Genomic DNA, 20,548 nt, shown 5'->3' with positions numbered 1-20,548 from the left:
CCCTCTCCCGTGTGGGAGAGGGGCTAGGGGTGAGGGTGCTACGGTTCTGATTAGGACTCAGACCGTCGTGCTGGCAGCGGAACGTTCAGAGTCTTATCCGGCACCGTCTCCACCCTCACCCCTAGCCCCTCTCCCACACGGGAGAGGGGATCCCGCGCACTATTCATATCAGGACAGATCAAGCGGAAAGCATATGAGAAACTGATTTGTAGAAACAGAACTGACACCCACCGATTCATTTCGGGCTCCGCTGCGCGGCCCCGGACTGACTGCGCGGGGGTCAGTTCTGCCAGTCCAATCTCGCAGGCCATCGAGCCGAATCTCTCCTGAATTCTCCCTTCCGCCGGAGCCCCCTCCATGACCCGCATCGACAACGCCCGCATCATCCGCGCCCCCCACGGCCCCACCCTCACCGCCAAGAGCTGGCTCACCGAGGCGCCGCTCAGGATGCTGATGAACAATCTCGACCCCGACGTTGCCGAGCGGCCGGGCGAGCTCGTGGTCTATGGCGGCATCGGCCGGGCGGCGCGGGACTGGGCGAGCTTCGACCGCATCGTCGCCGCGCTCAAGGACCTCGACGAGGACCAGACCCTGCTGGTCCAGTCCGGCAAGCCGGTCGGGGTCTTCCGCACCCATGCCGACGCCCCGCGGGTGCTGATCGCCAACTCGAACCTGGTGCCGCACTGGGCGACCTGGGAGCATTTCCACGAGCTCGATCGCAAGGGCCTGATGATGTACGGCCAGATGACGGCCGGCTCCTGGATCTATATCGGCAGCCAGGGCATCGTGCAGGGCACCTACGAGACCTTCGTGGAGATGGGCCGCCAGCATTACGGCGGCGACCTCGCCGGCCGCTGGATCCTCACCGCGGGACTGGGGGGCATGGGCGGTGCGCAGACGCTCGCCGCCACCATGGCGGGCGCCTCCTGCCTCGCCGTCGAGGCGCAGGCCTCCCGGATCGAGTTCCGGTTGCGCACGGGTTACGTCGACGTCCAGGCCCGCGACCTCGACCACGCCCTGGCGCTGATCGAGGAATCCTGCCGGAGCAAGACCCCGCGCTCGGTCGCGCTGCTCGGCAACGCCGCCGAGATCTTCTCGGAGCTCTACGCTCGCGGCGTGCGCCCCGACTGCGTCACCGACCAGACCTCGGCCCACGATCCGGTCAACGGCTACCTGCCGGCGGGCTGGACGGTCGCCGAGTGGGAAGCGAGGCGCGAGACCGATCCGGCCGCGGTGGCGGCGGCGGCGAAGCGCTCGATGGCGGTGCATGTGCGGGCGATGCTCGATTTCCACCGCGCCGGCGTGCCGGTGGTCGATTACGGCAACAACATCCGCCAGATGGCGCTGGAGGAGGGCGTCGAGGACGCCTTCGCGTTCCCGGGCTTCGTGCCCGCCTATATCCGCCCGCTCTTCTGCCGCGGCATCGGGCCGTTCCGCTGGTGCGCCCTCTCGGGCGATCCGGAGGACATCTACCGCACCGACGCCAAGGTGAAGGAGCTTCTGCCCGACAACCACCACCTCCACCGCTGGCTCGACATGGCGAAGGAGAAGATCCGGTTCCAGGGCCTGCCGGCGCGGATCTGCTGGGTGGGCCTCGGCGACCGCCACCGCCTCGGTCTCGCCTTCAACGAGATGGTGCGCACGGGCGAGCTGAAGGCGCCGATCGTCATCGGCCGCGACCACCTCGATTCCGGCTCGGTCGCCTCGCCGAACCGCGAGACGGAGGCGATGCGCGACGGCTCCGACGCGGTCTCGGACTGGCCGCTCCTGAACGCGCTCCTCAACACCGCGTCGGGCGCGACCTGGGTCTCCCTCCACCACGGCGGCGGGGTCGGGATCGGCTTCTCGCAGCATGCCGGCATGGTGATCGTCTGCGACGGCAGCGAGGCCGCCGACCGGCGCCTTGAGCGGGTGCTGTGGAACGATCCCGCCACCGGCGTGATGCGCCACGCCGATGCCGGCTACGAGCAGGCGGTGGACTGTGCCCGGGCGCACGGGCTCGACCTGCCGAGCCTCGGTTGAGGGCTGTTCGACGGCCTTGACGGTTTTGCTCGACGGACCTGACGTCCTCTTGGTCATCCCGGGTTCTCGGCTGCGCCGAGCCCCGGGATGACGTGGAGAGATGTCGATACGATCGCCCCTTGACGCACGCCACTCGTCAATTCAGTCTCCAAGACGCCCAAGTGGCAGCCGGCGTATTTCGGGAACTCTGCGTCTGCCCGCATCGGTCACGGCTGCAGGCGTCGCGGGAGGCGAGACCGATGCTTCCCCGCCTGGTCGCCTCCCGTCTCCGGAACGCCCCTCTCGCGCCCACCTCGTTCAATCCCGCAGGGTGCGGGATTGCGGGGACACCGTGCATGACCGGCGTACTGGTCGCTCACGATCCCCGCTGTCCCCGATGTACGTGCTCCCGCAGCCGCGCCGCTTCCGTCTCCCCGGCGATACCGCTCAGCCGGTCGTCGTGCCTGCCATCGAGACGACCGAGCCACCCTTCGCCGCCTCGGCGCCGTCCCCGATCGCGCATCACGCCCACGTCCCACCACCCGGGCGTACTTCACGAACGGTTCGCCATGGCGCGAACCCTGCCCGTCCCGCCATCGCGCATCGCCGTCCGGTTCCACCGCCGCCCTGAATCCGCTCCTACGATGCGAGGTTTGACGAGTCGAGATCCCGATCCTCCACCACGGAGAGTCCCACAGGAAAGCTTTCTGGAGTCGAGTCCAGCTCGCGCCTGCCGGTTGGACAGATGCAGTGACCCGCTGATTCGTTCCGGCGCGTGCCGTGGACTCCTGTGGGTGCCGTGTGGATCCGGCCTCGACTCGCGATTGCGGGGACCGACTCAGCCTCAGCCTCGCCGTCCGGCTTTTCCCCGGAATGCACCGCTTAGAGTGTTACAGGAATCTTTATCGATTTAGGCGCTCGGGCGGCGACGATTCCGGGAACTCGCCCAAATGCTTAATGCCGGTCGGCCGTTCCCGTTGTGCCGAGGATTCGTCCCCGTTGTGCCGCGCGGCCCGTCCCCGAAGTACCGGGCCGGCGTTCCCGATCGCACGGTCCCCGTTCCCGAAGTGCCGAGATCATCCGGGGGCGTTCCCGAAGTGCCGACGTCGCCGGACTCATTCACAGGGATTCCGGGGATCGTCCTTCGGCGTCGCCCGGCTCGCGCGTCCGTCCCCCCGTACATCGGGAACGGGCCGGCCTGTGGATCAGCGGGCGTCGCGCACGAACCGTTCGGCGAAGCCCAGGAAGGCGCTCTCGTAGTTCTTAGGCTCCCGGTCCGGATCGTCCTCGAGCCAGCGGTCGAACTCGGTCTTGAGGCCGTAGACGTCCCAGCCCGGATGGGCCTTGCGGCAGAGCGCGATCGTCTCGTCCGACAGGTGGCGGAAGAGGGGGAGCGCCGCGGCCGCTTTCGGCTTGCGGGCGCGCTTCGGCTTCGCGGCCGGGCCGACGACGATCGCGTCGGTGACGAGGTCGCGCCGGATCATCCGCAGGTGCGGCTCGCCGCGCTCCTTCTCCTCGAGCCGCAGCACGAAGCCCGGCAGCTCGTCGGCCTTGGCGATCTTGGCGATCTCGAACTTGAACCGACGGTAGGTCCCCTCCGCCCCCGACTTGTCGAACAGGGTCGGCAGGCTGATGGCGAAGCCCCCCTCCCCCGCCCCGCCGGCATGCTTGCGGGCGATGCGGTAGAGCCAGCGCTCGCGCCCGCCGGTGATCCCGAAATAGGTGGGATCGATGGCGAGCACGCCGCCATCCATCAGCACGCCCTCGTAGAACCAGTCCGACAGCGTGATCGACATGCCGCGGCTGGCATTGGTCTCCTCGTCGATCGTGTCGTCGAACGCGTCGATCCAGCTGAACTGCCGCTCCTTGCGCTTGGCCTTCTCGGCCCGGATGTTGGTGCGCACCGAGGTCGATTGCAGGCGAAACAGCGCATCGCGCAGCAGCTTGTACTGCCGACCGCCGGTCTCGCGGCCGATCCCTTTCAGCAGGTCGTAGGGCATGAAGTGGAGCTTGCGCGGGATGTCGTTGCGGCCGCGCTTCTTCATCTCGCAGATCGTCGAGGCGGCCCAGATCAGGATGTCGGCGTCCCAGATCGTCGCCATGCCGTAGGCCTGGTTCGGCAGCACGCGCACCCAGACCGAGCCGTCGGGGCTCGTATAGTCGATCTCCTTCAGTCGCTTCTGCTTGGCGATCGAGAAGAACGGCCGCTCCATCGTCTCCCGCTGGTCGCGGAAGTGGACGAAGGGCACCACCATGTCGATCTGGTCGTTGCGCCGGTGGCTCATCGTCACGCCCGTGTCACGCCCAGGGGCACGGCCGCAGACCGGATCTCCGCCGGGAGCGCCGTCCCGCCTCGCGCCGTGCCATCCTGTGCCGCCATGCCGTCTCGAATCCGCGTGTCCGACGCTGACGCTAGGCGGGGCCTGTCTTCCAAATCGTGGACGGAACGGGGTTTTTGCCGGTCGTCCCCGATGCTCTTCAATCGCGGTTAACGCCGATTCCGGTTCGCCGCGCCGGCCCATCGGACGGGAGGCGCGGCTCGCCCGCCGGTCCGAAGCCGCCGCCGACCGCACCGGAACCGGCCGCAGCCTCCCGCCGTTCTCCTGCCACGGCCAAGCTCAGCTCGACGAGACACCCCATGCGCCTCGCCACCAGCACCCTCCTCCTTGCCGCCGGCCTCACCACCGCCCAGGCCCAGGGCCCCGCCCGGGGTGCGGCGGACGGCGCGGCGCGGGGCGAGGCGATCGCCGGGCCGGTGGGGGCGGTGGTGGGCGGCGCCATCGGGGCGGCGGTCGGCACCGCCAACGGCATCCTGGGCATCGACCGGCGCGAGCGGTTCCGCATCTACGCCGCCGGCGAGCGCCGGCCGTCCTTCCGGCACGAGGGACCGTTGCGCGTCGGCACGGTGCTGCCGCCCGGTGGCGTCGTCTATTACGACGTGCCGCCGGAATTCGCGCTCAAGGGCTACAACTACACCATCGTCAACGACCACCCGGTTCTCGTCGAGCCCGGCACCCGCCGCGTCGTCGAGGTGATCGACTGACGCGGCTGCCCCGCGGGGCTGCCTCGACGGCCAGAGGCTCGCCCGCGATCGAAGGTGACGATCATCCGCGGGCAGGCTATGAGCCGGGCAGGACCACGTCTCCCGCCCGGAATGTCACGTCGCCCCGATCCGCCGATTGCCGTGTGCGACCCCGACCGCCTCGGCGCGCTCGAGGCCTACGGCATCCTCGACACCCTGCCGGAGCGGGCCTTCGACGACGTCGTGCGGCTGGCCGGCCGCCTGTGCGACACCCCGGTGGCGCTGGTGAGCCTCGTCACCGCGACGCGGCAATGGTTCAAGGCCCGCACGGGCTTCCCCGCCCCAGAGACGGATCTCAGCCGCTCGGTCTGCGCCCACGCCCTGGCGCAGCCGGACTCGCTCCTGGTCATCCCGGACCTGACGCAGGACCCCCGCACCGCCGCCAACCCCCTGGTCACCGCCTCGCCCGGCATCCGGTTCTATGCCGGTGCGCCTTTGCGCACGCCCGGGGGGCAGGTGCTCGGCACGCTCTGCGTCATCGATTACGTGTCGCGCCCCGAGGGCCTGGGCGCCGCCGAGGCCGACGACCTGCGGGCGCTGGCGCGCCAGGTGGTGAGCCAGCTCGAGCTGCGCCGGGCCGTGGCCGAGCGCGAGGCGGCGCTCAGGGACGCGCGGGCCACCGAGGAGCGCTACCGACGGGCGGCCCGGGCCACCAACGACGCGATCTGGGACTGGGACCTCTGCGCCGACCACGTGCTGTGGAACGAGGCGCTCGCGACCGCCTACGGCCACGCCCCCGCGACGGTGGAGCCGACCGGGGCGTGGTGGCTCGCCCACATCCATCCCGACGACCGGGCCCGGATCGACGCCTCGATCCACGCCGTCATCGACGGGACCGGCACCGCCTGGAGCGACGAGTACCGCTTCCTGCGGGCGGACGGCTCCTACGCCCACGTCTTCGACCGCGGCTCGGTGATCCGCGACGAGGCCGGCCGGGCGGTGCGGATGATCGGCGCCCTGCTCGACCTCACCGAGCGCGATCGTGCCGAGGCCGCCCGGCGCGACTCCGAGCGCCAGCTCGAGCTCGAGCGCGGCCTGCTCGAGGCGGTCTTCCGGCAGGCGCCGGTCGGCATCTCGGTCGCCGGAATCGGACCCGGCGCGCCGAACCTCGTCAACGCCCGGGCCGAGGAGATCCTGGGCCACGGCCTCGGCGGGCGCGGGCTGTCGCGCTACGAGGCCTTCAGCGCGCTGCACGCGGACGGACGCTCCTACGACCCGCACGAATACCCGTCCCTGCGCGCCCTGCGCGACGGCGCGGTGGTGACCGGCGAGGGGATGCGCTACCGCAACGCCGCGACCGGGGAGGTGCGCCTGCTCGAGGTCTCGAGCGCGCCGGTGCGCGGCGAGGACGGCGCGATCCAGGCCGCCGTCACGGTCTTCCTCGACGTGACCGAGCAGCGCCGGGCCGAGGCCCAGCTGCGCCGCCTCGCCCTCGTCGCCGAGCAGTCGAGCGACCTCATCGCCATTGCGGATGCCGAGGGACGGGTCGTCTACGTCAACCCGGCCGGCCGGGCCCTCGTCGGCCTGGCCGGGGGGGCCGCCCAGGCCGCCCGCCTGACCGACTTCTTCACCCCCGAGGACCTGCCCTTCGCGGAAGGCACGATCCTGCCGGAGGTCCGGGCCGGGGGCAGCTGGAGCGGCGAGTTCCGGGTCCGCCACTTCGCCACGGGCGCGGCGGTGCCGGTGCGCTACAACCTCTTCTCCCTGCGCGGGCCCGGCGGCGCCTTCGAGGGCTTCGCGGCGGTGAGCCACGACATCTCGGCCCGCAAGGCGGCGGAAGCCCAGCAGGAGATCCTGAACCGCGAGCTGAGCCACCGGCTCAAGAACACCCTGGCGATCGTGCAGGCGATCGCCATGCAGACCCTGCGCAACGCCACCGATCCGGCCGAGGCCCGCGAGGCGCTGGCCGCCCGGCTGATCGCGCTCGGCAAGGCCCACGACATCCTGATGACCGGCGAGGGCGAGAGCGCCGACCTGCGGGCGGTGCTCGCCGGCGCGCTTTCGATCCACGACGACGGCCGGCCCGGGCGCTTCCGCCTCGGCGGCCCGCCGGTGCCCTGCGGGGCGCGGGCGGCCCTGTCGCTGGCCCTGATGGCGCACGAGCTCGCCACCAACGCGGTCAAGTACGGGGCCCTGCGGGTTCCCGACGGCTACGTCACCCTCGGCTGGACCGTCACCGACCCGGCCGACCCGGTCCTGGCCTTGCGCTGGCAGGAGCATGGCGGCCCCCGGGTGGTGCCGCCTGCCCGCAGGGGGTTCGGGTCGCGCCTGATCGAGCGGGGGCTCGCCGGCAGCGTCGGCGGCGAGGTCGCGACGCACTACCCGCCCGAGGGGGTCATCTGCACCCTGACGGCGCCGCTGGCGGAGCTGCGGACCGGGGGGTGAGCGGGAGGGAGGCCGGCGCGCCGCCTCAGCCGCGATAGGTGAGCAGGTAGGCGCCCGCCGCCACCAGGCCGACGCCGAGCCAGTTGATCCCCGAGAGGCGCTCGCCCAGCAGCGCCGCGCCGAACACGGCCACCAGCACGATCGACAGCTTGTTGAGGGTCGCGACCTGCGCCGCCCCGCCGACCTTCAGGGCGCGGAAGTAGCAGGCCCAGGACCCGGCCGTGGCGAGGCCCGACAGGCTCAACAAGCCGAGGTTGCGCCCGGTCAGGGACCGCAGGGCGTGCCACTGACCGGTGGCGAGGCAGATCGCCCCGAGCGCCATGAGGATCACCACCGAGCGCAGGAAGGCGGCGGCGTCGGATTCCGCCCCGGCGCTGCCGGCCCGGGCCAGCACCGCCGTGAGCGCCGTGAACACCGCCGAGACCAGCGCCCAGATCTGCCAGGACATGCCCGCTCCATCCTCCCGCGCTGCCCGCGCGGCATCATGCATGACCGCCATGAGCCGATGCCGACAATGCGTTTCACTGGCGCACCGGGCTGGCCCAGCGTCCCGCGCGACGGCCCGACAGGGGCCGGCGGGCGACGACCGGCGAGGCCGGCGCGCCGATCTCACGGGGGACGCATCATGGATCAGACGCGGCGGCTGTTTCTGGGGACGGCGGCGCTGGGCGCCAGCGGGCTGGTGGCGACGGGCGCGAAGGCGCTGGAGCACGATCACGGCAACCCGGGCGATGGCGGCTTCGGGCGCCAGGCGGTCTCGCTGCCGCCGGGCGCGAAGGTCGCCTATCACGATCCCAACGACGTCGGGGCGATGCCCGACTTCCGCTTCTCCCTCGACGGCAACCGGCCGAAGGTGACCTCCGGCGGCTGGGCCAAGGAGGCGACGGTGCACCAGTTCCCCATCAGCAAGGGGATCGCGGGCGTGCACATGTTCCTCGAGCCCGGCGCCTCGCGCGAGCTGCACTGGCACGCCATCGCGGCCGAGTGGGCCTACGTCATCGACGGGCGCTGCCAGACCGTGGTGCTCGATCCCTCCGGCGCCAGCGAGATCAACAACTACGAGCCCGGCGACCTCTGGTACTTCCCGAAGGGCCACGGCCACTCGATCCAGACCATCGGCGACAAGCCCTGCCACTTCATCCTGTCCTTCGACAACGGCGCCTTCTCGGAGCACGGCACGTTCTCGATCACCGACTGGATCGACGTGACCCCGAAGGACATGCTGGCCCTGGAGTTCGGCCTGACGAAGGAGGCCCTCGACGCCTTCCCGAAGGGCGAGACCTACATCCAGGCCGGCCCGGTCGTGCCCGCCTCCGAGGCCCTCGACGCGCCCTGGCCGAAGGAATCGACCCACAAGTTCCGCCTGCTCAAGGACCCGCGGGCTTTGCGCGAGTTCGAGGGCGGCACCTTCCGGCTCGCCACCGTCGACGAGTGGCCGATCCAGAAGACGATGTCGGGCGGCCTGATGACGATCAAGCCGGGGCAGATGCGCAAGCTGCACTGGAACGTCAACGCCAACGAGTGGCACTACTACCTGAAGGGCAAGGGCCAGGTGGCGTTGTTCGGCTCGGGCGGGCGCGGCAAGGTCGCCGAGTTCAAGCCCGGCGACGTCGCCTACATCCCGATGGGCTTCGGTCACGCGATCAGGAACATCGGCGACGAGGACCTCGAGATCGTCCAGACCTGGGACAACGGCAAGTTCGAGGAGATCGACCTCGACACCTGGATCAAGGCGAGCCCGCGCTACCTCCTGTCGAACAATTTTGCTGGTGTGCCGAGCGACACGATCACGAAGCTGAAGCAGGCGTGAGGCGCTGGCCGCCTCCTCACGGGGCCGTCTCGCGACCCGCATGTGACCCCTCCCCCCTCCGGGGGGAGGGTGCCCCACGGAGGGGGGCGGGAGAGGGGCGGCGCGACGCTGATCCAGGGAGCGCTCGTCATCACGGTCGCGACCTCTCCGGAAGCGGCGTCCCCTCTCCCGTCCCAAGTCGGGCTTGCCCGACCTGGGCACGCTGATGCGGAACTCGGGCAAGCCCGAGTTCCGTTGGGGGGAGGGTTTAGCCGTGCCTCATACCCCGTCTATCCCCCGCCTCCCCCCTCGGCTAAACCCCCAGGCCGTGAACTGGGACGCGTTCGACTTCAAGCTCCTGATCGTGTTCGACGCGATCATGCGCGAGCGCCACGTGACGCGCGCCGGCGAGCGGCTGGGCCTGAGCCAGTCGGCGGTGAGCCACGCGCTGCAGCGCCTGCGCCGGGCCCTCGGCGACGAATTGTTCGTGCGCGGCCCGGAGGGCATGAGCCCGACGCCCCGGGCGCTGACCCTGGCCGAGCCGGTGCGGCGGGCGCTCGCCGAGATCGAGGGCGTGCTGCACCAGGACCAGTTCGATCCGGCCTCCTCGACCGCGAGCTTCCGCCTCGTCGTCAACAACACCGCCGCGGTGGTGCTCGCCGCGCCGATCGCCGCCTGGATCGGCCGCCGCGCCCCGGCGCTGCACCTCCACATGAGCCCGAGCGGCACCGTGCGGGTCGACGACCTCCTGGACCGCGGCGACGTCGACCTCGCCATCGTCGGCAGCGGCCGGGTCGAGGGCGAGCGGTTCGGCACCACCACGCTGGTCCGGGACGGGTTCGCGGTCGTCGGCCGGCGCGGGCACCCGGCCCTCGACGCGCCCCTCACCTACGAGCGGCTTGCCGGGCTCCCCCACCTCGTCGTGTCCTCGACGGGCGACGATGTCGGGTTCATCGACGCGATCCTGAGCCGGCGGGGCCTGTCGCCGCGCCGCATCGCGATGTCGGCCCCGTTCCTGTCGGCGGCTCCGATCCTCGCCGCCTCGGACATGGTGGCGGTCCTGGGCGAGCGGATCGCCCGCACCCTCGCGACCGTGCATCCGGTCGCCTGCGCGCCCCTGCCGGCGGATCCCGACCTGCCGGTCACGCGCTCGGTCCTGGTCTGGGCCCGGCGCGTCGAGCGCCATCCCGGCCACGCCTGGCTGCGCCGGCAGATCGCCGACTGCGTCCGCAGCCTCCCGGGCGGACGTTAAGATATAACACGTAACAAACCGCCCCCGCATCGATCGGCGGTAACCGAAAATTATTGACTGCCCGCTTCAGTTGTTAATGGAAACGAGTGCAACTGAATCATGGATCAAACCGTCGTCACCGCCGAGCAGCGCCGGCGCTTCGCCACCTTCGGCCTCACGGACGACGACCTCGGCCGCCTGCGCGGCCTCGCCGGGTTCGCGCGCGAGCGCCTGCCGGAGCTGCTCGCCGCGTGGAACGCCCGCTTCGCGGAATGGCCGGAGATCCAGCAGACCCTGCGCGATCCGGAGGTGCACGAGGCCCGGGTCGCCCACTGGGTGCGGGTCGTGAGCGGCGAGTTCGGCCCGGCCTTCACGGCCTCGGCCGAGCGGCTCGCCTCGGTCTTCTACGCCCGCGGCGTGCCGGGCTACGCGGTGGCGATCTGCCACGCCACGGTGACGGCCGGGCTCACCGAGGCCCTTGGCCTCGGCGCGCCGCGCCGCCTGCGCGGGGGCCGCGAGGCGGCCGCCCTGCAGGGGGCCCTCACGCGGGCGGCCTGGCTCGACCTCGAGGTGCTGCTCGAGACCTACGCGGCCGCCGAGCAGGCGAGCCGCCGCCGCACCACCGCGGCCCTGGCGCAGACCTTCGAGGACCGCGTGCTCGCGGTGATCGGCGCCGTCACCGACCAGACCCGCTCGCTCGACGGCACCGTCGACGCGCTGTCGCGCAACGCCGCGCGCTCGAGCGAGGCCGCCACCGCGGTGGCCGCGGCCGTGCTCGAGGCCTCGGCCGGCACCGAGCAGGTGGCGCGCTCCGCCGAGCAGCTCCGCGCGGCGATCGCGGAGATCGCCGGCGAGATCGGCCGCTCCCACGCGGTGGCCGAGGAGGCGGTGGCGCAGTCCGACGGGGTGGCGGCGCGGGTCACGTCCCTGGCGGAGGCGGTGACCCAGGTCGGCGAGGTGGTGACGCTGATCACCGGCATCGCGGCCCAGACCAACCTGCTCGCGCTCAACGCCACCATCGAGGCCTCCCGCGCCGGCGCGGCCGGCCGCGGCTTCGCGGTGGTCGCGGCCGAGGTGAAGGCGCTCGCCCAGCAGACCGCCCGGGCCACCGGGACGATCTCCGGCCAGATCGACGCCATGCGGGCGGCGGCGGGCGGCTCGGTCGAGGCGATCGCGCGCATCCGCGAGACGATCGGCCGGATCAGCGAGAGCAGCGCGATGATCAGCGCCGCGGTCGAGGAGCAGAGCGCGGCGACCGCCGAGATCGCCCGCAGCACCCGCGACGTCAGCGCCGGCACCGACGAGGTCGCCCGCCTGATCGACCGCGTGCGCGAGGATGCCGGCGGCACCGCCGAGGTCGCGACCCGCGTCACCGACACCACCCGCGACCTCGGCCGGCAGGCCGAGACGATGAGCGCGGCGGTGGGGGCCTTCCTGGGGGAGGTCCGGGCGGCGTGATGCCGCCCGTCACGACCTGGGCGAGGCGCTGGGATCGGCCGGCCGGAAGCACGGCACCGGCGTCCCGTTGCGCGAGCGCGCGAAGACGAGGCGCACCGGCTGGCCGATTGCCAGGGCCTGCGCGTCGCACTCGACGAGGCTCGTCAGCATCGTCGGGCCCTCCGCCAGGGTGACGTAGGCGACCGTGCGGACGGGGTCCTCGCGGGTGAGCACCGTGAAGCTGTAGATCGTGCCGTTCCCTGAGGCCTCCTCCCAGGCGGTCTCGCCGAGGCAGAACGGGCACAAGGCGCGCGGGTACCAGTGCGCCTTGCCGCAGGCCGTGCAGCGGCGCAGCAGGAACCGGCCCTCGCGGGCCGCTTCCACGAAGGGCGCGGCCTCGGGGCTCGCCGGCGGGTCGGGCCAGTCGCCGTCGCGCAACGTGATGCGGGTCATCGGTCTCATTCCCTCCCGAGCACCAGGGTCGCGGCGCCGTGGCGGCTGCCCAACAGGCCGCCGATGCCGGTCGCGACGGCGAGGTCGCAGTTCCTCACCTGCAAAGCCGGATGGGCCTCGCCGCGGAGCTGGCGCACCGCCTCGATCACCTTGGTGATGCCGCCCCGGTTGGCCGGGTGGTTGTTGCACAGGCCGCCGCCGTCGGTGTTGAACGGCAGGCGTCCGCTCCCCGCGATCAGGTTGCCGTCGGCGACGAAGCGCCCGCCCTGCCCCTTCTCGCAGAAGCCCAGATCCTCGAGCTGCATCAGCACCGTGATGGTGAAGCTGTCGTAGATCGAGGCGTACTTGATGTCGGCGGGCGTGACGCCCGCTTCCGCGAAGGCCGCCGGCCCCGAATGGCGCGCCGCCGAGTAGGTGAGATCGACCTCGCCGCCGAGCTGGCCCTTGTGTGCCTCGCCCGCCCCCATCACCCGCACCAGCGGGCGCTTGAGGCTCCGGGCGATCTCGGGCCGCACCACCACCAGCGCCCCGCCGCCGTCGCTGACGACGCAGCAATCGAGCCGGTGCAGCGGATCGGCGACTATCGGCGAGGCCACGACGTCCGCGACGCTCACCACGTCGCGCAGCATGGCATTCGGATTGTGCTGCGCGTGGTGCGAGGCCGCGACCTTGATCCAGGCGAGCTGCTCGGAGGTCGTGCCGAACTCGTGCATGTGCCGGCGTGCGCAGAGCGCGTAGAGGTTGACCGTGGTCGGGCCGAACGGCGTCTCCCAGGCGCTGTCCGGCGCGTCGGCGATGACGGGCCGGGCCGCAGTGCCGGAATGGCCGGCGCTGCGCGGGCGCCCCGCCAGCGTGATCAGCGCGACGCTGCACTTGCCCATGGCGATCGCCTCCGCCGCGTGGGCCACGTGGGCGATGTAGGAGGCGCCGCCGATATCGGTGCTGTCGAGGTGGCGTAACCGCAGGTTCATGTAGTCGGCCATCGCCAGCGGCCCGAGGCCCGGCGCGTCGCCGGCGCAGAAATAGCCGTCGACGTCGTCCTTGGTCAGGCCCGCATCGGCGAGCGCCCCGGCGGCGGATTCGGCGTGGAGCTGGGCCACGGTCTTGTCCGGGGCCTTGCGGGTCGGGTGCTCGTAGGCCCCGGCGATGTAGGCGCGTCCGTTGATCGTCATGGTCTTTCGAAATCCGATGGATTGCTGCGCAATGCGAATTTCGGCTTCGCTCAAGCGTGCGGAGCGAAGCTCCGCCGCGCGGGCTGGTGATCCGTCTTCCGGACGATGCGTCCGGAAGACGGATCACACCGGGTCCCAGGAGAAGACGTCGGGGCTGCGGTCGAGGGGGGCGAGGTGGCCGGAGAGCGCTGGCATGCCGTGCTCGGCGATGGTCTCCGGCGTCCAGCCCTCGGAGCGGTGCACGCCGCGCACCGGGCGGGGATGGTTGAACACGAACACTTCGTTGTGGCGGGCCGCGAAGATCTGGCCGGTGACGTGGGCCGCGGCGTCGGAGGCGAGGAAGACCGCGAGCGGCGCGTTCTTCTCCGGCCCCATCGCCTGGAGCTTGGCGACGCGGGCCTTCTGCTCCGGGGTCTCGGCGGGGATCGAGCTCGTCATCCGGCTCCAGGCGAAGGGCGCGATGCAGTTCGAGCGCACGCCGAAGCGGCCCATGTCGAGGGCGATCGACTTCGACAGGGCGGCGATGCCGAGCTTGGCCGCCGAATAGTTCGCCTGCCCGATATTGCCGATCAGGCCCGAGGTCGAGGTCATGTGGACGTAGGATCCCGCGCCCTGGCGCCGAAAGACCTCGGCGGCGGCGCGGGAGACGAAGAAGCTGCCGTTGAGGTGGACGTTGATGACCGACAGCCACTCCTCCGGGGTCATCTTGTGGAAGATCTGGTCGCGCAGGATGCCGGCATTGTTGACCACGACGTCGAGGCGGCCGAACGCGTCGAGGGCGGTGGCGACCATGCGTTGCGCGGCGTCCCAGTCGGCCACCGTGTCGGTGCTGACCACCGCCTGCCCGCCGCGCTGCTCGATGATCGCGCGGGTCTGCTCGCCGGGCGTCGCCGAGGTCTCTCCGAGGCCGCTCAGGCTCGCGCCGACGTCGTTGACCACCACCCTGGCGCCGGCGAGCGCCATGGCCAGCGCGATCTCCCGCCCGATGCCGCCGCCGGCCCCGGTGACGAGCGCGACCTTGCCGTCCAGCATGCCCATGGAGTTCCTCCTCTGATTCACCGCCCGGTCCAGCGCGGCGGGCGCTTCTCCACGAAGGCCCGCGGGCCCTCGCGGTAATCCTCCGACTCCTGGACCCGGGCGCGGGCCGCGGCGCTCGCGGCGCGCAAGCCCGCCTCGTCGGAACCGGGCACCATCCGCGCGACCGCCAGGCTCTCGCGCACGGCGAGCGGCGCGTTGCCGGCGATGACGGTGGCCAGCGCCACCGCCTCGTCCCGGGCCGCTCCCGCGGCGACCCGCCGGTTGACGAGGCCGAGCGCGTGGGCGCGGGCGGCCTCCAGCCTCGCGCCGGTCAGGATCAGCTCGAGGGCGACCGCCTTGGGGATCGCCCGCGGCAGCCGGTAGAGGCCGCCCGCCGCCGCGACGAGGCCGCGGGTCACCTCCGGCAGGCCGAACTCTGCCCCCTCCCCGGCGACGATCAGGTCGCAGGCGAGCGCGATCTCGCAGCCGCCGGCGAGCGCCGGCCCGTCCACCGCGGCGATCCAGGGCTTCGTCCGCGCGGCGTGCACGAAGCCGGCGAAGCCGCCCTCGTCCGTCCAGAGGTCGTCGGCGCCGCCGGCCGCGATCACCGTCAGGTCGGCCCCGGCGCAGAAGACGGGGCCGGCGCCCGCGAGCACCACCGCCCGGACCGCGTCGTCGGCCTCCGTCGCGGCGACCGCCGTCGCCAGGGCGCGGGCGAGGCCTGAGTCGACGGCGTTGCGGGCCTGCGGGCGGTTGAGCGTCACCACCGCGACGTGGTCGCCGGCGCGCTCGACGAGGACGGGCTCCGCCATCACGCCGCCTCCCAGTCGAGGAGCCCGTCGGGGGCTCTGCGCAACGCGCCCTCGCGCCCGACGGGCGAGCTATCGAGGTCGGTCAGCACGCCGAGCGTGGCGCGGTCGGTGGCGGGCACCCGGGCGAGGAGGCGGGATTCGCCCTGGCGCAGCACCACGACGCCCCTCTCGGGCGCTCCCTCGCGGTCGAACAGCACGGTGTGGGTCTCGACCGTGGCGCGGCCCGTCGCATCCTCAATGACCGGCGGCACCGGCCCGCGGCGGCGATCGGCCTCGTCCTGGACCGAGATCGGCTCGGACGGGGCCGCGAGCGGGCGGCTTCCGAGCACCAGGGCGTGGTGCTTGGTGACGAACTCGCCCTGGCCGTAGAGCAGGCCGGCCGCGCCGGGGGCCTCGCGCAACCGCCGGACCATCGCGCAGGCGGCGTGCGCCATATAGCCGTTGAGCGGCGCGCCGAAGAAGGTGAGCCCGCCCGCCACCGTCGGGACGGCGTCCTCCGGCAGGCCGAGGCTGCGCCGCGCCATCTTGGGCACGCAGGGAAAGCAGCTGTAGAGCTCGACCGCCGCCAGGTCCGAGGCCGCGAGGCCGGCCCGGCGCAGGGTGGCGGCCAGCACCGCGTCCTGCGCCGGCGCATGGTCGAAGCGGTCGCGGGCGAGCCAGTCCCGCGGCTCGTTCGCGGCGGCGCCGGGCCCGATATGGATCAGGCGGTGCTCGGGGAGGCCGGCGGCGCGGGCGAGCGCCAGGCTCGCCACGATCACGGCGGCGGCCTGGTTCACCACGGGGTTGGCCACCATCAGCTTCGGATAGGGCCAGGCGATCGGCCGGTTGGCGGGCGAGGGCGTGGCGATCTCGTCCGCGCCGAAGGGGCGGCGCAGCCAGCCATGCGGGTTCTCGGCGGCGACCCGGGACATCGCGGCCCACAAGGCCGCCGATTCGTCGCGGCCCTGCCGCGGGGTCTGGCCCCAGGCGGCCTGGAGGGCGGTCTCGTAGAGCGGGTAGGCGAAGACCGGCTGCGACAGGCCGTGGCGCAGGGCCTGGGGGTGGAGGTAGTCGCGCACCCGCGGGTTGGTCCAGGCGGGGTCCGGCGCCGTCCAGGGCGGAGCGGCGTCGCGCTCCGGCCTCGATCCGGCGCGCCGCGCCGCCGCGGCGCTGTGCTCCGCCTCGCCGCTGCACAGGGCCGCCACCGCGGCCTCGCCGCGGGCGATGCGCAGCGCCGCCTCGTGCAGGAAGCGGACCGGCGTCTCGCCGCCCACGGGTCCGTAGGCGAGGCGGGCCGGGCGGTGGCCGATCATCTCGGCGACGCGAAGGGCTAAGTCGGCGTAGGGCCAGGACACCGCGTTGACGACGTCGAGGGAGGAGAGCCGCGCCAGCCAGCCGCCGCCCGCATCCGCCTCGGCGCGGGCCAGGGCCTCGGCCATCAGGGCGGCGGGCTCGGGGCCGACCGGGCCGCGGCCCGGCGCATCGGGCCGGTCGGCGATCTCGCCGATGCCGACGATGACGGGGATGCGGGCGGGGTCGGTCATGGCGAACCCGTCGCCGGAGAGATGCGCGCCCGACCCTCCCCCCTCTGCGGGGGAGGGTGGCGAATGAAGTGAGCCGGGAGAGGGGCAGCGCGACGCTGTTCCAGGTGGCGCCCTTCACGAAGCACGAGACATCTCCGGAAGCGGCGTCCCCTCTCCCGGCCCGGCCTCACGGCCGGGCCACCCTCCCCCGCAGAGGGGGGAGGGTTCAGGCGTGGCGCCTTGAACCCGCTCATCACCCCGCCTCCCCCACCTCGATCACCGCATCCGCCGCATACGCCCCCTCGGGCAGGGCGAAGACCGGGTTGAGGTCGATGGACGCCAGCCGCGGCCCCGCCGAGGCGGCGAAGACCGAGAGGCGCGACAGCATCCGGGCGAGCGCCGCGACGTCGCAGGGCGGCCGGCCGCGGGCGCCGGTGAGGAGCGGGGCGGCCTTGATCGAGCGGATCATCGCCTCGGCGACGTCCTCGCCGAACGGGCAGCGCCGAAAGACCACGTCGCGCATCACCTCGACGAAGACCCCGCCGAGCCCGACCATCGCCACCGGGCCGAAGACCGGGTCGCGCTGGATGCCCATGATGCACTCGACCGCGCCCTTGACCTGGCGCGCCACCAGCACGCCCTCGATCCGGGCTGACGGCGCGTGGCGGGCGGCGCGCTCGAGGAGGGTGGCGTGGCCGCGCCGGACCGCCCCGGCGTCGGCGATGTCGAGGAGCACGCCGCCGATCTCGGTCTTGTGCAGGATGTCCGGCGACAGGATCTTCATCACCACCGGGAAGCCGAAGCGTTCGGCCGCCGCGACCGCCGCCTCGGCGTCGGTGCAGACGGCCTCCGGCACCGTGGCGATCCCGGCCGCGGCGAGCAGGCGCTTCGCTTCCGCCTCGCTCGGGGTCGCCGCCGGCAAGGCCACCGGCCCGCCCGAGGGCGGCACGGTCGGCTCAGGCTCCGAAAAGCTCGCGCCGAGGCGGCCCATCGCGTCGAGGGCCGTGACCGCCCGGGCCGGGTCCTCGTAGAGCAGGTAGCCGTCGGCCTCGTACTCGCGGTTGCGCTCCTCGGAGGCCAGGACCGAGAGGGCGTAGAGCCGGTCCGGGTGGCCCGCCTTGACGGCGTTGAGCTGGGCGCGGATCGCCGGCGCCATGCTGGGGGCGCCGCCGATCTGGGTGAAGAAGGCGAGGATCGAGGAATAGCCGCCGTCGGCGATCATCGATTCGGTGAAGCGGCCGATCAGCGACAGGTCGTTGAAGGCCTGGGCGGTGCAGTCGACCGGGTTGCGCGGCGAGGCGAAGGGCAGCACCGCCTTCAGGCGCGCCTGCGCTTCCTGCGGCATCTCCGGCATCGGCAGGCCGGCCGCCTCGGCGGCGTCCGAGATCAGGACGCCGGCTCCCCCTGAGATGGTGATGACCCCGAGGGTATTGGGCACCGGGTAGATCCGCCGCGTCGCCGCGTAGGCGATGTCGATCAGCTCTTCCGTCGAGCGGGCCCGGATCGCGCCGTGCTCGGCGAGCACCGCGGAGAAGATCGCGTCGTTGCCGGCGATCGAGGCGGTGTGCGACTGCGCCGCCGCGCTGCCGACCGCGCTGCGCCCGACCTTCATCACGATCACGGGCTTTCGCGCCCGCCGGGCCGCGGCGAGGGACCCCGCGAAGGCTTCCCCGTCCTGCACGCCCTCGACATAGGCCATGATGACGTCGAGGTCGTCGTCCCGGGCCATCCAGCCGATCGCGTCGGCGACCGAGAGGTCGGCCTCGTTGCCGGTGGTGACCAGCATCGCGGTGCCGATGTTGCGGGTGCGGCAGGCGGCGAAGAGGTGGGTGCCGTAGGCGCCCGACTGGCTGGCGATGCCGATCCGCCCGGGCAGCGGCAGCCCGCCCTCGAGCGAGGCGGAGAAGATCGGGTAGAAGCCGGCCGCCGCGTTGAACAGGCCGAGGCAGTTGGGACCCAGGAGCCGCAGGCCGTGCCGCCGGGCGGTGGCGACGAGCGCAGCTTGCGCCGCCGCACCCGCCTCGTCCACTTCGGCGTAGCCCGCCGTGAACATCACGGCGAAGCGGGTGCCGCGCGCGCCGAGCTCGTCGACCGCCTGGAGCGCCGCCTCCCCCGGCACCGCCACCACCGCGACGTCGGGGACCTGCGGCAGGGCCGCGACGGAGGGGTAGCAGGGCAGCCCCTGCACCTCGGCCCGGTTCGGGTTCACCGGCAGGATCGCGCCCTGGAACCCGGCGCGCAGCATGTAGGCGATCGGCCGGCCGCCGATGCGGGTCGGGTCGGCGGAGGCGCCGATGATCGCGACCGCGCCGGGCCGGACCAGGGCGGCGAGATCGGCCGGTTCACTTGACATACGGGCACCCGCCTTCGGCGAGCGGCCGGAACGCCTCGTCGCCGGGAATCGTCGCCACGAGTTCGTAGAGGTCCCAGCGGCCCTTCGACTGGGCCGGCGTCTTGAACCGCATCAGGTACATGTCGTGGACCATGCGGCCGTCGGGCCGGACCTTGCCGCCTTGCGCGAAGAAGTCGTTGACCGGCGTCTCGCGCATCCTGGCCATCACGGCCGCCGCATCGGTGGTGCCGGCGGCCTTGACCGCGTTCAGGTAGTGGGTGAGCGCCGAGGTCACGCCGGCCTGGTAGGCGGTCGGCATTGCCTTGCGCAGGGCGTAGAAGCGCTCGGAATAGGCCCGGGTCTCGGGCGTGCGGTCCCAGTAGAAGCTGTCGGTGAACAGCGCGCCCTGCACCACCTCGAGGCCCAGCGACGCCGAATCGGTCAGCGTCACCTGGAGCGCCGCCATGATCTTGTCCGACTGGGACAGGCCGAACTCGTGCGCCTGCTTGATCGCGTTGGCGAAGTCGCTGCCGGCATTGGCCAGCGCGATCACCTTGGCGGGCGAGGCCTGCGCCTGGAGCAGGAAGGAGGAGAAGTCGGGGTTGTTGAACGGGTGGCGGACCTTGCCGACGACTTGGCCGCCCGCCGCCTCGACCGCCCGGGCCGCATCGCGCTCGAGGGCATGGCCGAAGGCGTAGTCGGCGGTGAGGAAGAACCAGGTCTTGCCGCCGCGGGCGGCCAGCGCCTTGGCGGTGGCGTTCGACGAGGCGTAGGTGTCGTAGGTCCACTGCACGCTGGTCGGCGAGCAGGACTTGCCGGTGATGTCGGACGAGCCGGCGCCGGAGATCAGGAAGATCTTTCCGCGCTCGCGGGTCACAGCCTGGATCGCCAGGGCGACCGCCGAGTTCACGCCCTCCGCCACCACGTCGACGCCCTTCGTGTCGAGCCAGTTGCGCACGATGCCGGACGCCACGTCGGGCTTGTTCTGGTGGTCGGCGGAGATGATCTCGATGCGCCTGCCCAGCACGGTCGGGCCGAAATCCTCGACCGCGAGCTTCGCGGCGGCGACCGAGCCCTCGCCGTTGCCCTCGCTGTACTGGCCGCTCATGTCGGTGATGATGCCGATCCTGAGCACGTCGCCGTCGGCGCGGGCCGCAGCCGCACCGATCACCGCCATCAGCATCGCCCCGGCGCAGCGCGCCGCCAGGGCCCGTCGCGTGCCTGCCATCCTGCTCCTCCCGTTGCCGCCGGGCCCGTTTCCCGGGCCTCGCGCGGATCGTCGTTTCCATTCCGCGGGCTGAACGATATTCTGGACCGTAAATGCGCGACCCGGCA

At 72.5% G+C, this 20,548-nt stretch carries 15 protein-coding genes; 6 read left to right on the top strand and 9 right to left on the bottom strand.

What is annotated here, in order from left to right; genetic code table 11:
- Positions 1 to 357: 357 nt before the first annotated feature.
- Entirely contained in the window at positions 358 to 2,022 is a 1,665-nt protein-coding gene (hutU, locus tag EU555_RS00505) for a urocanate hydratase (RefSeq protein WP_135412498.1), read from the top strand.
- Between the two features lie 1,184 nt (positions 2,023 to 3,206).
- On the opposite strand, the gene EU555_RS00500 is transcribed toward hutU, so the two are convergent.
- Entirely contained in the window at positions 3,207 to 4,286 is a 1,080-nt protein-coding gene (locus EU555_RS00500; RefSeq protein ID WP_135412896.1) for a replication initiator protein A, read from the bottom strand.
- A gap of 353 nt (positions 4,287 to 4,639) precedes the next feature.
- On the opposite strand from EU555_RS00500, the gene EU555_RS00495 reads away from it, so the two are divergent.
- Positions 4,640 to 5,044, top strand: a complete 405-nt coding sequence (locus tag EU555_RS00495; protein WP_135412497.1) for a DUF1236 domain-containing protein — start codon at positions 4,640 to 4,642, stop codon at positions 5,042 to 5,044.
- Positions 5,045 to 5,185: 141 nt separating this feature from the next.
- A complete protein-coding gene (locus tag EU555_RS00490) occupies positions 5,186 to 7,468 on the top strand; it encodes a PAS domain S-box protein (protein ID WP_425375063.1) in 2,283 nt (760 codons plus the stop codon).
- 25 nt (positions 7,469 to 7,493) lie between these two features.
- Here the strand turns inward: EU555_RS00490 and EU555_RS00485 are convergent, their stop codons facing one another.
- Complete coding sequence (locus EU555_RS00485; protein ID WP_135412495.1) at positions 7,494 to 7,916, bottom strand: EamA family transporter; 423 nt, start codon at positions 7,914 to 7,916, stop codon at positions 7,494 to 7,496.
- Between the two features lie 177 nt (positions 7,917 to 8,093).
- Here EU555_RS00485 and EU555_RS00480 point away from each other — a divergent pair, with 177 nt between their 5' ends.
- The 3 genes from EU555_RS00480 (at position 8,094) to EU555_RS00470 (ending at position 11,946) form a co-directional block, all read left to right on the top strand.
- The gene (locus EU555_RS00480) at positions 8,094 to 9,278 is read left to right on the top strand and encodes a cupin domain-containing protein (RefSeq protein WP_135412494.1); all 1,185 of its coding nucleotides are present in this window, start codon (positions 8,094 to 8,096) and stop codon (positions 9,276 to 9,278) included.
- Between the two features lie 307 nt (positions 9,279 to 9,585).
- Positions 9,586 to 10,509, top strand: a complete 924-nt coding sequence (locus tag EU555_RS00475; protein WP_245524069.1) for a LysR family transcriptional regulator — start codon at positions 9,586 to 9,588, stop codon at positions 10,507 to 10,509.
- Between the two features lie 99 nt (positions 10,510 to 10,608).
- Complete coding sequence (locus EU555_RS00470) at positions 10,609 to 11,946, top strand: globin-coupled sensor protein (protein ID WP_135412493.1); 1,338 nt, start codon at positions 10,609 to 10,611, stop codon at positions 11,944 to 11,946.
- A gap of 9 nt (positions 11,947 to 11,955) precedes the next feature.
- Here the strand turns inward: EU555_RS00470 and EU555_RS00465 are convergent, their stop codons facing one another.
- The 7 genes from EU555_RS00465 to EU555_RS00435 form a co-directional block, all read right to left on the bottom strand.
- Entirely contained in the window at positions 11,956 to 12,378 is a 423-nt protein-coding gene (locus EU555_RS00465; protein WP_135412492.1) for a Zn-ribbon domain-containing OB-fold protein, read from the bottom strand.
- Positions 12,379 to 12,383: 5 nt separating this feature from the next.
- Positions 12,384 to 13,550 carry a thiolase domain-containing protein gene (locus EU555_RS00460; protein ID WP_135412491.1) on the bottom strand — a complete coding sequence of 389 codons (1,167 nt, stop codon included), beginning with the start codon at positions 13,548 to 13,550 and terminating at the stop codon, positions 12,384 to 12,386.
- A gap of 123 nt (positions 13,551 to 13,673) precedes the next feature.
- Positions 13,674 to 14,588, bottom strand: coding sequence for an SDR family oxidoreductase (locus tag EU555_RS00455; RefSeq protein ID WP_135412490.1), 915 nt, complete (start codon positions 14,586 to 14,588; stop codon positions 13,674 to 13,676).
- Between the two features lie 17 nt (positions 14,589 to 14,605).
- Complete coding sequence (locus EU555_RS00450) at positions 14,606 to 15,379, bottom strand: enoyl-CoA hydratase-related protein (protein ID WP_135412489.1); 774 nt, start codon at positions 15,377 to 15,379, stop codon at positions 14,606 to 14,608.
- Positions 15,379 to 16,902: an acetyl-CoA acetyltransferase gene (locus EU555_RS00445; protein ID WP_135412488.1), complete on the bottom strand. Its 1,524-nt coding sequence runs from the start codon at positions 16,900 to 16,902 to the stop codon at positions 15,379 to 15,381. Before EU555_RS00445 ends, EU555_RS00450 begins: the two co-directional genes overlap by 1 nt.
- A 232-nt stretch (positions 16,903 to 17,134) precedes the next feature.
- Entirely contained in the window at positions 17,135 to 19,234 is a 2,100-nt protein-coding gene (locus EU555_RS00440) for an acetate--CoA ligase family protein (protein WP_135412487.1), read from the bottom strand.
- A complete protein-coding gene (locus EU555_RS00435) occupies positions 19,224 to 20,441 on the bottom strand; it encodes an ABC transporter substrate-binding protein (RefSeq protein WP_135412486.1) in 1,218 nt (405 codons plus the stop codon). Before EU555_RS00435 ends, EU555_RS00440 begins: the two co-directional genes overlap by 11 nt.
- Positions 20,442 to 20,548: the final 107 nt, after the last annotated feature.

The sequence above is a fragment of the Methylobacterium nonmethylotrophicum genome, assembly GCF_004745635.1.
Lineage (GTDB): Bacteria > Pseudomonadota > Alphaproteobacteria > Rhizobiales > Beijerinckiaceae > Methylobacterium > Methylobacterium nonmethylotrophicum.
Note: the sequence above shows the minus strand (reverse complement) of the source record. Positions and strands in the feature narration are given on the sequence as shown.

What these genes read in the sequence shown, in the direction of transcription:
- hutU (WP_135412498.1), top strand. Translation starts at nt 358, where the DNA reads ATGACCCGCATCGACAACGCCCGCATCATCCGCGCCCCCCACGGCCCC.
- EU555_RS00500 (WP_135412896.1), bottom strand. Translation starts at nt 4,286, where the DNA reads ATGAGCCACCGGCGCAACGACCAGATCGACATGGTGGTGCCCTTCGTC.
- EU555_RS00495 (WP_135412497.1), top strand. Translation starts at nt 4,640, where the DNA reads ATGCGCCTCGCCACCAGCACCCTCCTCCTTGCCGCCGGCCTCACCACC.
- EU555_RS00485 (WP_135412495.1), bottom strand. Translation starts at nt 7,916, where the DNA reads ATGTCCTGGCAGATCTGGGCGCTGGTCTCGGCGGTGTTCACGGCGCTC.
- EU555_RS00480 (WP_135412494.1), top strand. Translation starts at nt 8,094, where the DNA reads ATGGATCAGACGCGGCGGCTGTTTCTGGGGACGGCGGCGCTGGGCGCC.
- EU555_RS00470 (WP_135412493.1), top strand. Translation starts at nt 10,609, where the DNA reads ATGGATCAAACCGTCGTCACCGCCGAGCAGCGCCGGCGCTTCGCCACC.
- EU555_RS00465 (WP_135412492.1), bottom strand. Translation starts at nt 12,378, where the DNA reads ATGACCCGCATCACGTTGCGCGACGGCGACTGGCCCGACCCGCCGGCG.
- EU555_RS00460 (WP_135412491.1), bottom strand. Translation starts at nt 13,550, where the DNA reads ATGACGATCAACGGACGCGCCTACATCGCCGGGGCCTACGAGCACCCG.
- EU555_RS00455 (WP_135412490.1), bottom strand. Translation starts at nt 14,588, where the DNA reads ATGGGCATGCTGGACGGCAAGGTCGCGCTCGTCACCGGGGCCGGCGGC.
- EU555_RS00450 (WP_135412489.1), bottom strand. Translation starts at nt 15,379, where the DNA reads ATGGCGGAGCCCGTCCTCGTCGAGCGCGCCGGCGACCACGTCGCGGTG.
- EU555_RS00445 (WP_135412488.1), bottom strand. Translation starts at nt 16,902, where the DNA reads ATGACCGACCCCGCCCGCATCCCCGTCATCGTCGGCATCGGCGAGATC.
- EU555_RS00440 (WP_135412487.1), bottom strand. Translation starts at nt 19,234, where the DNA reads ATGTCAAGTGAACCGGCCGATCTCGCCGCCCTGGTCCGGCCCGGCGCG.
- EU555_RS00435 (WP_135412486.1), bottom strand. Translation starts at nt 20,441, where the DNA reads ATGGCAGGCACGCGACGGGCCCTGGCGGCGCGCTGCGCCGGGGCGATG.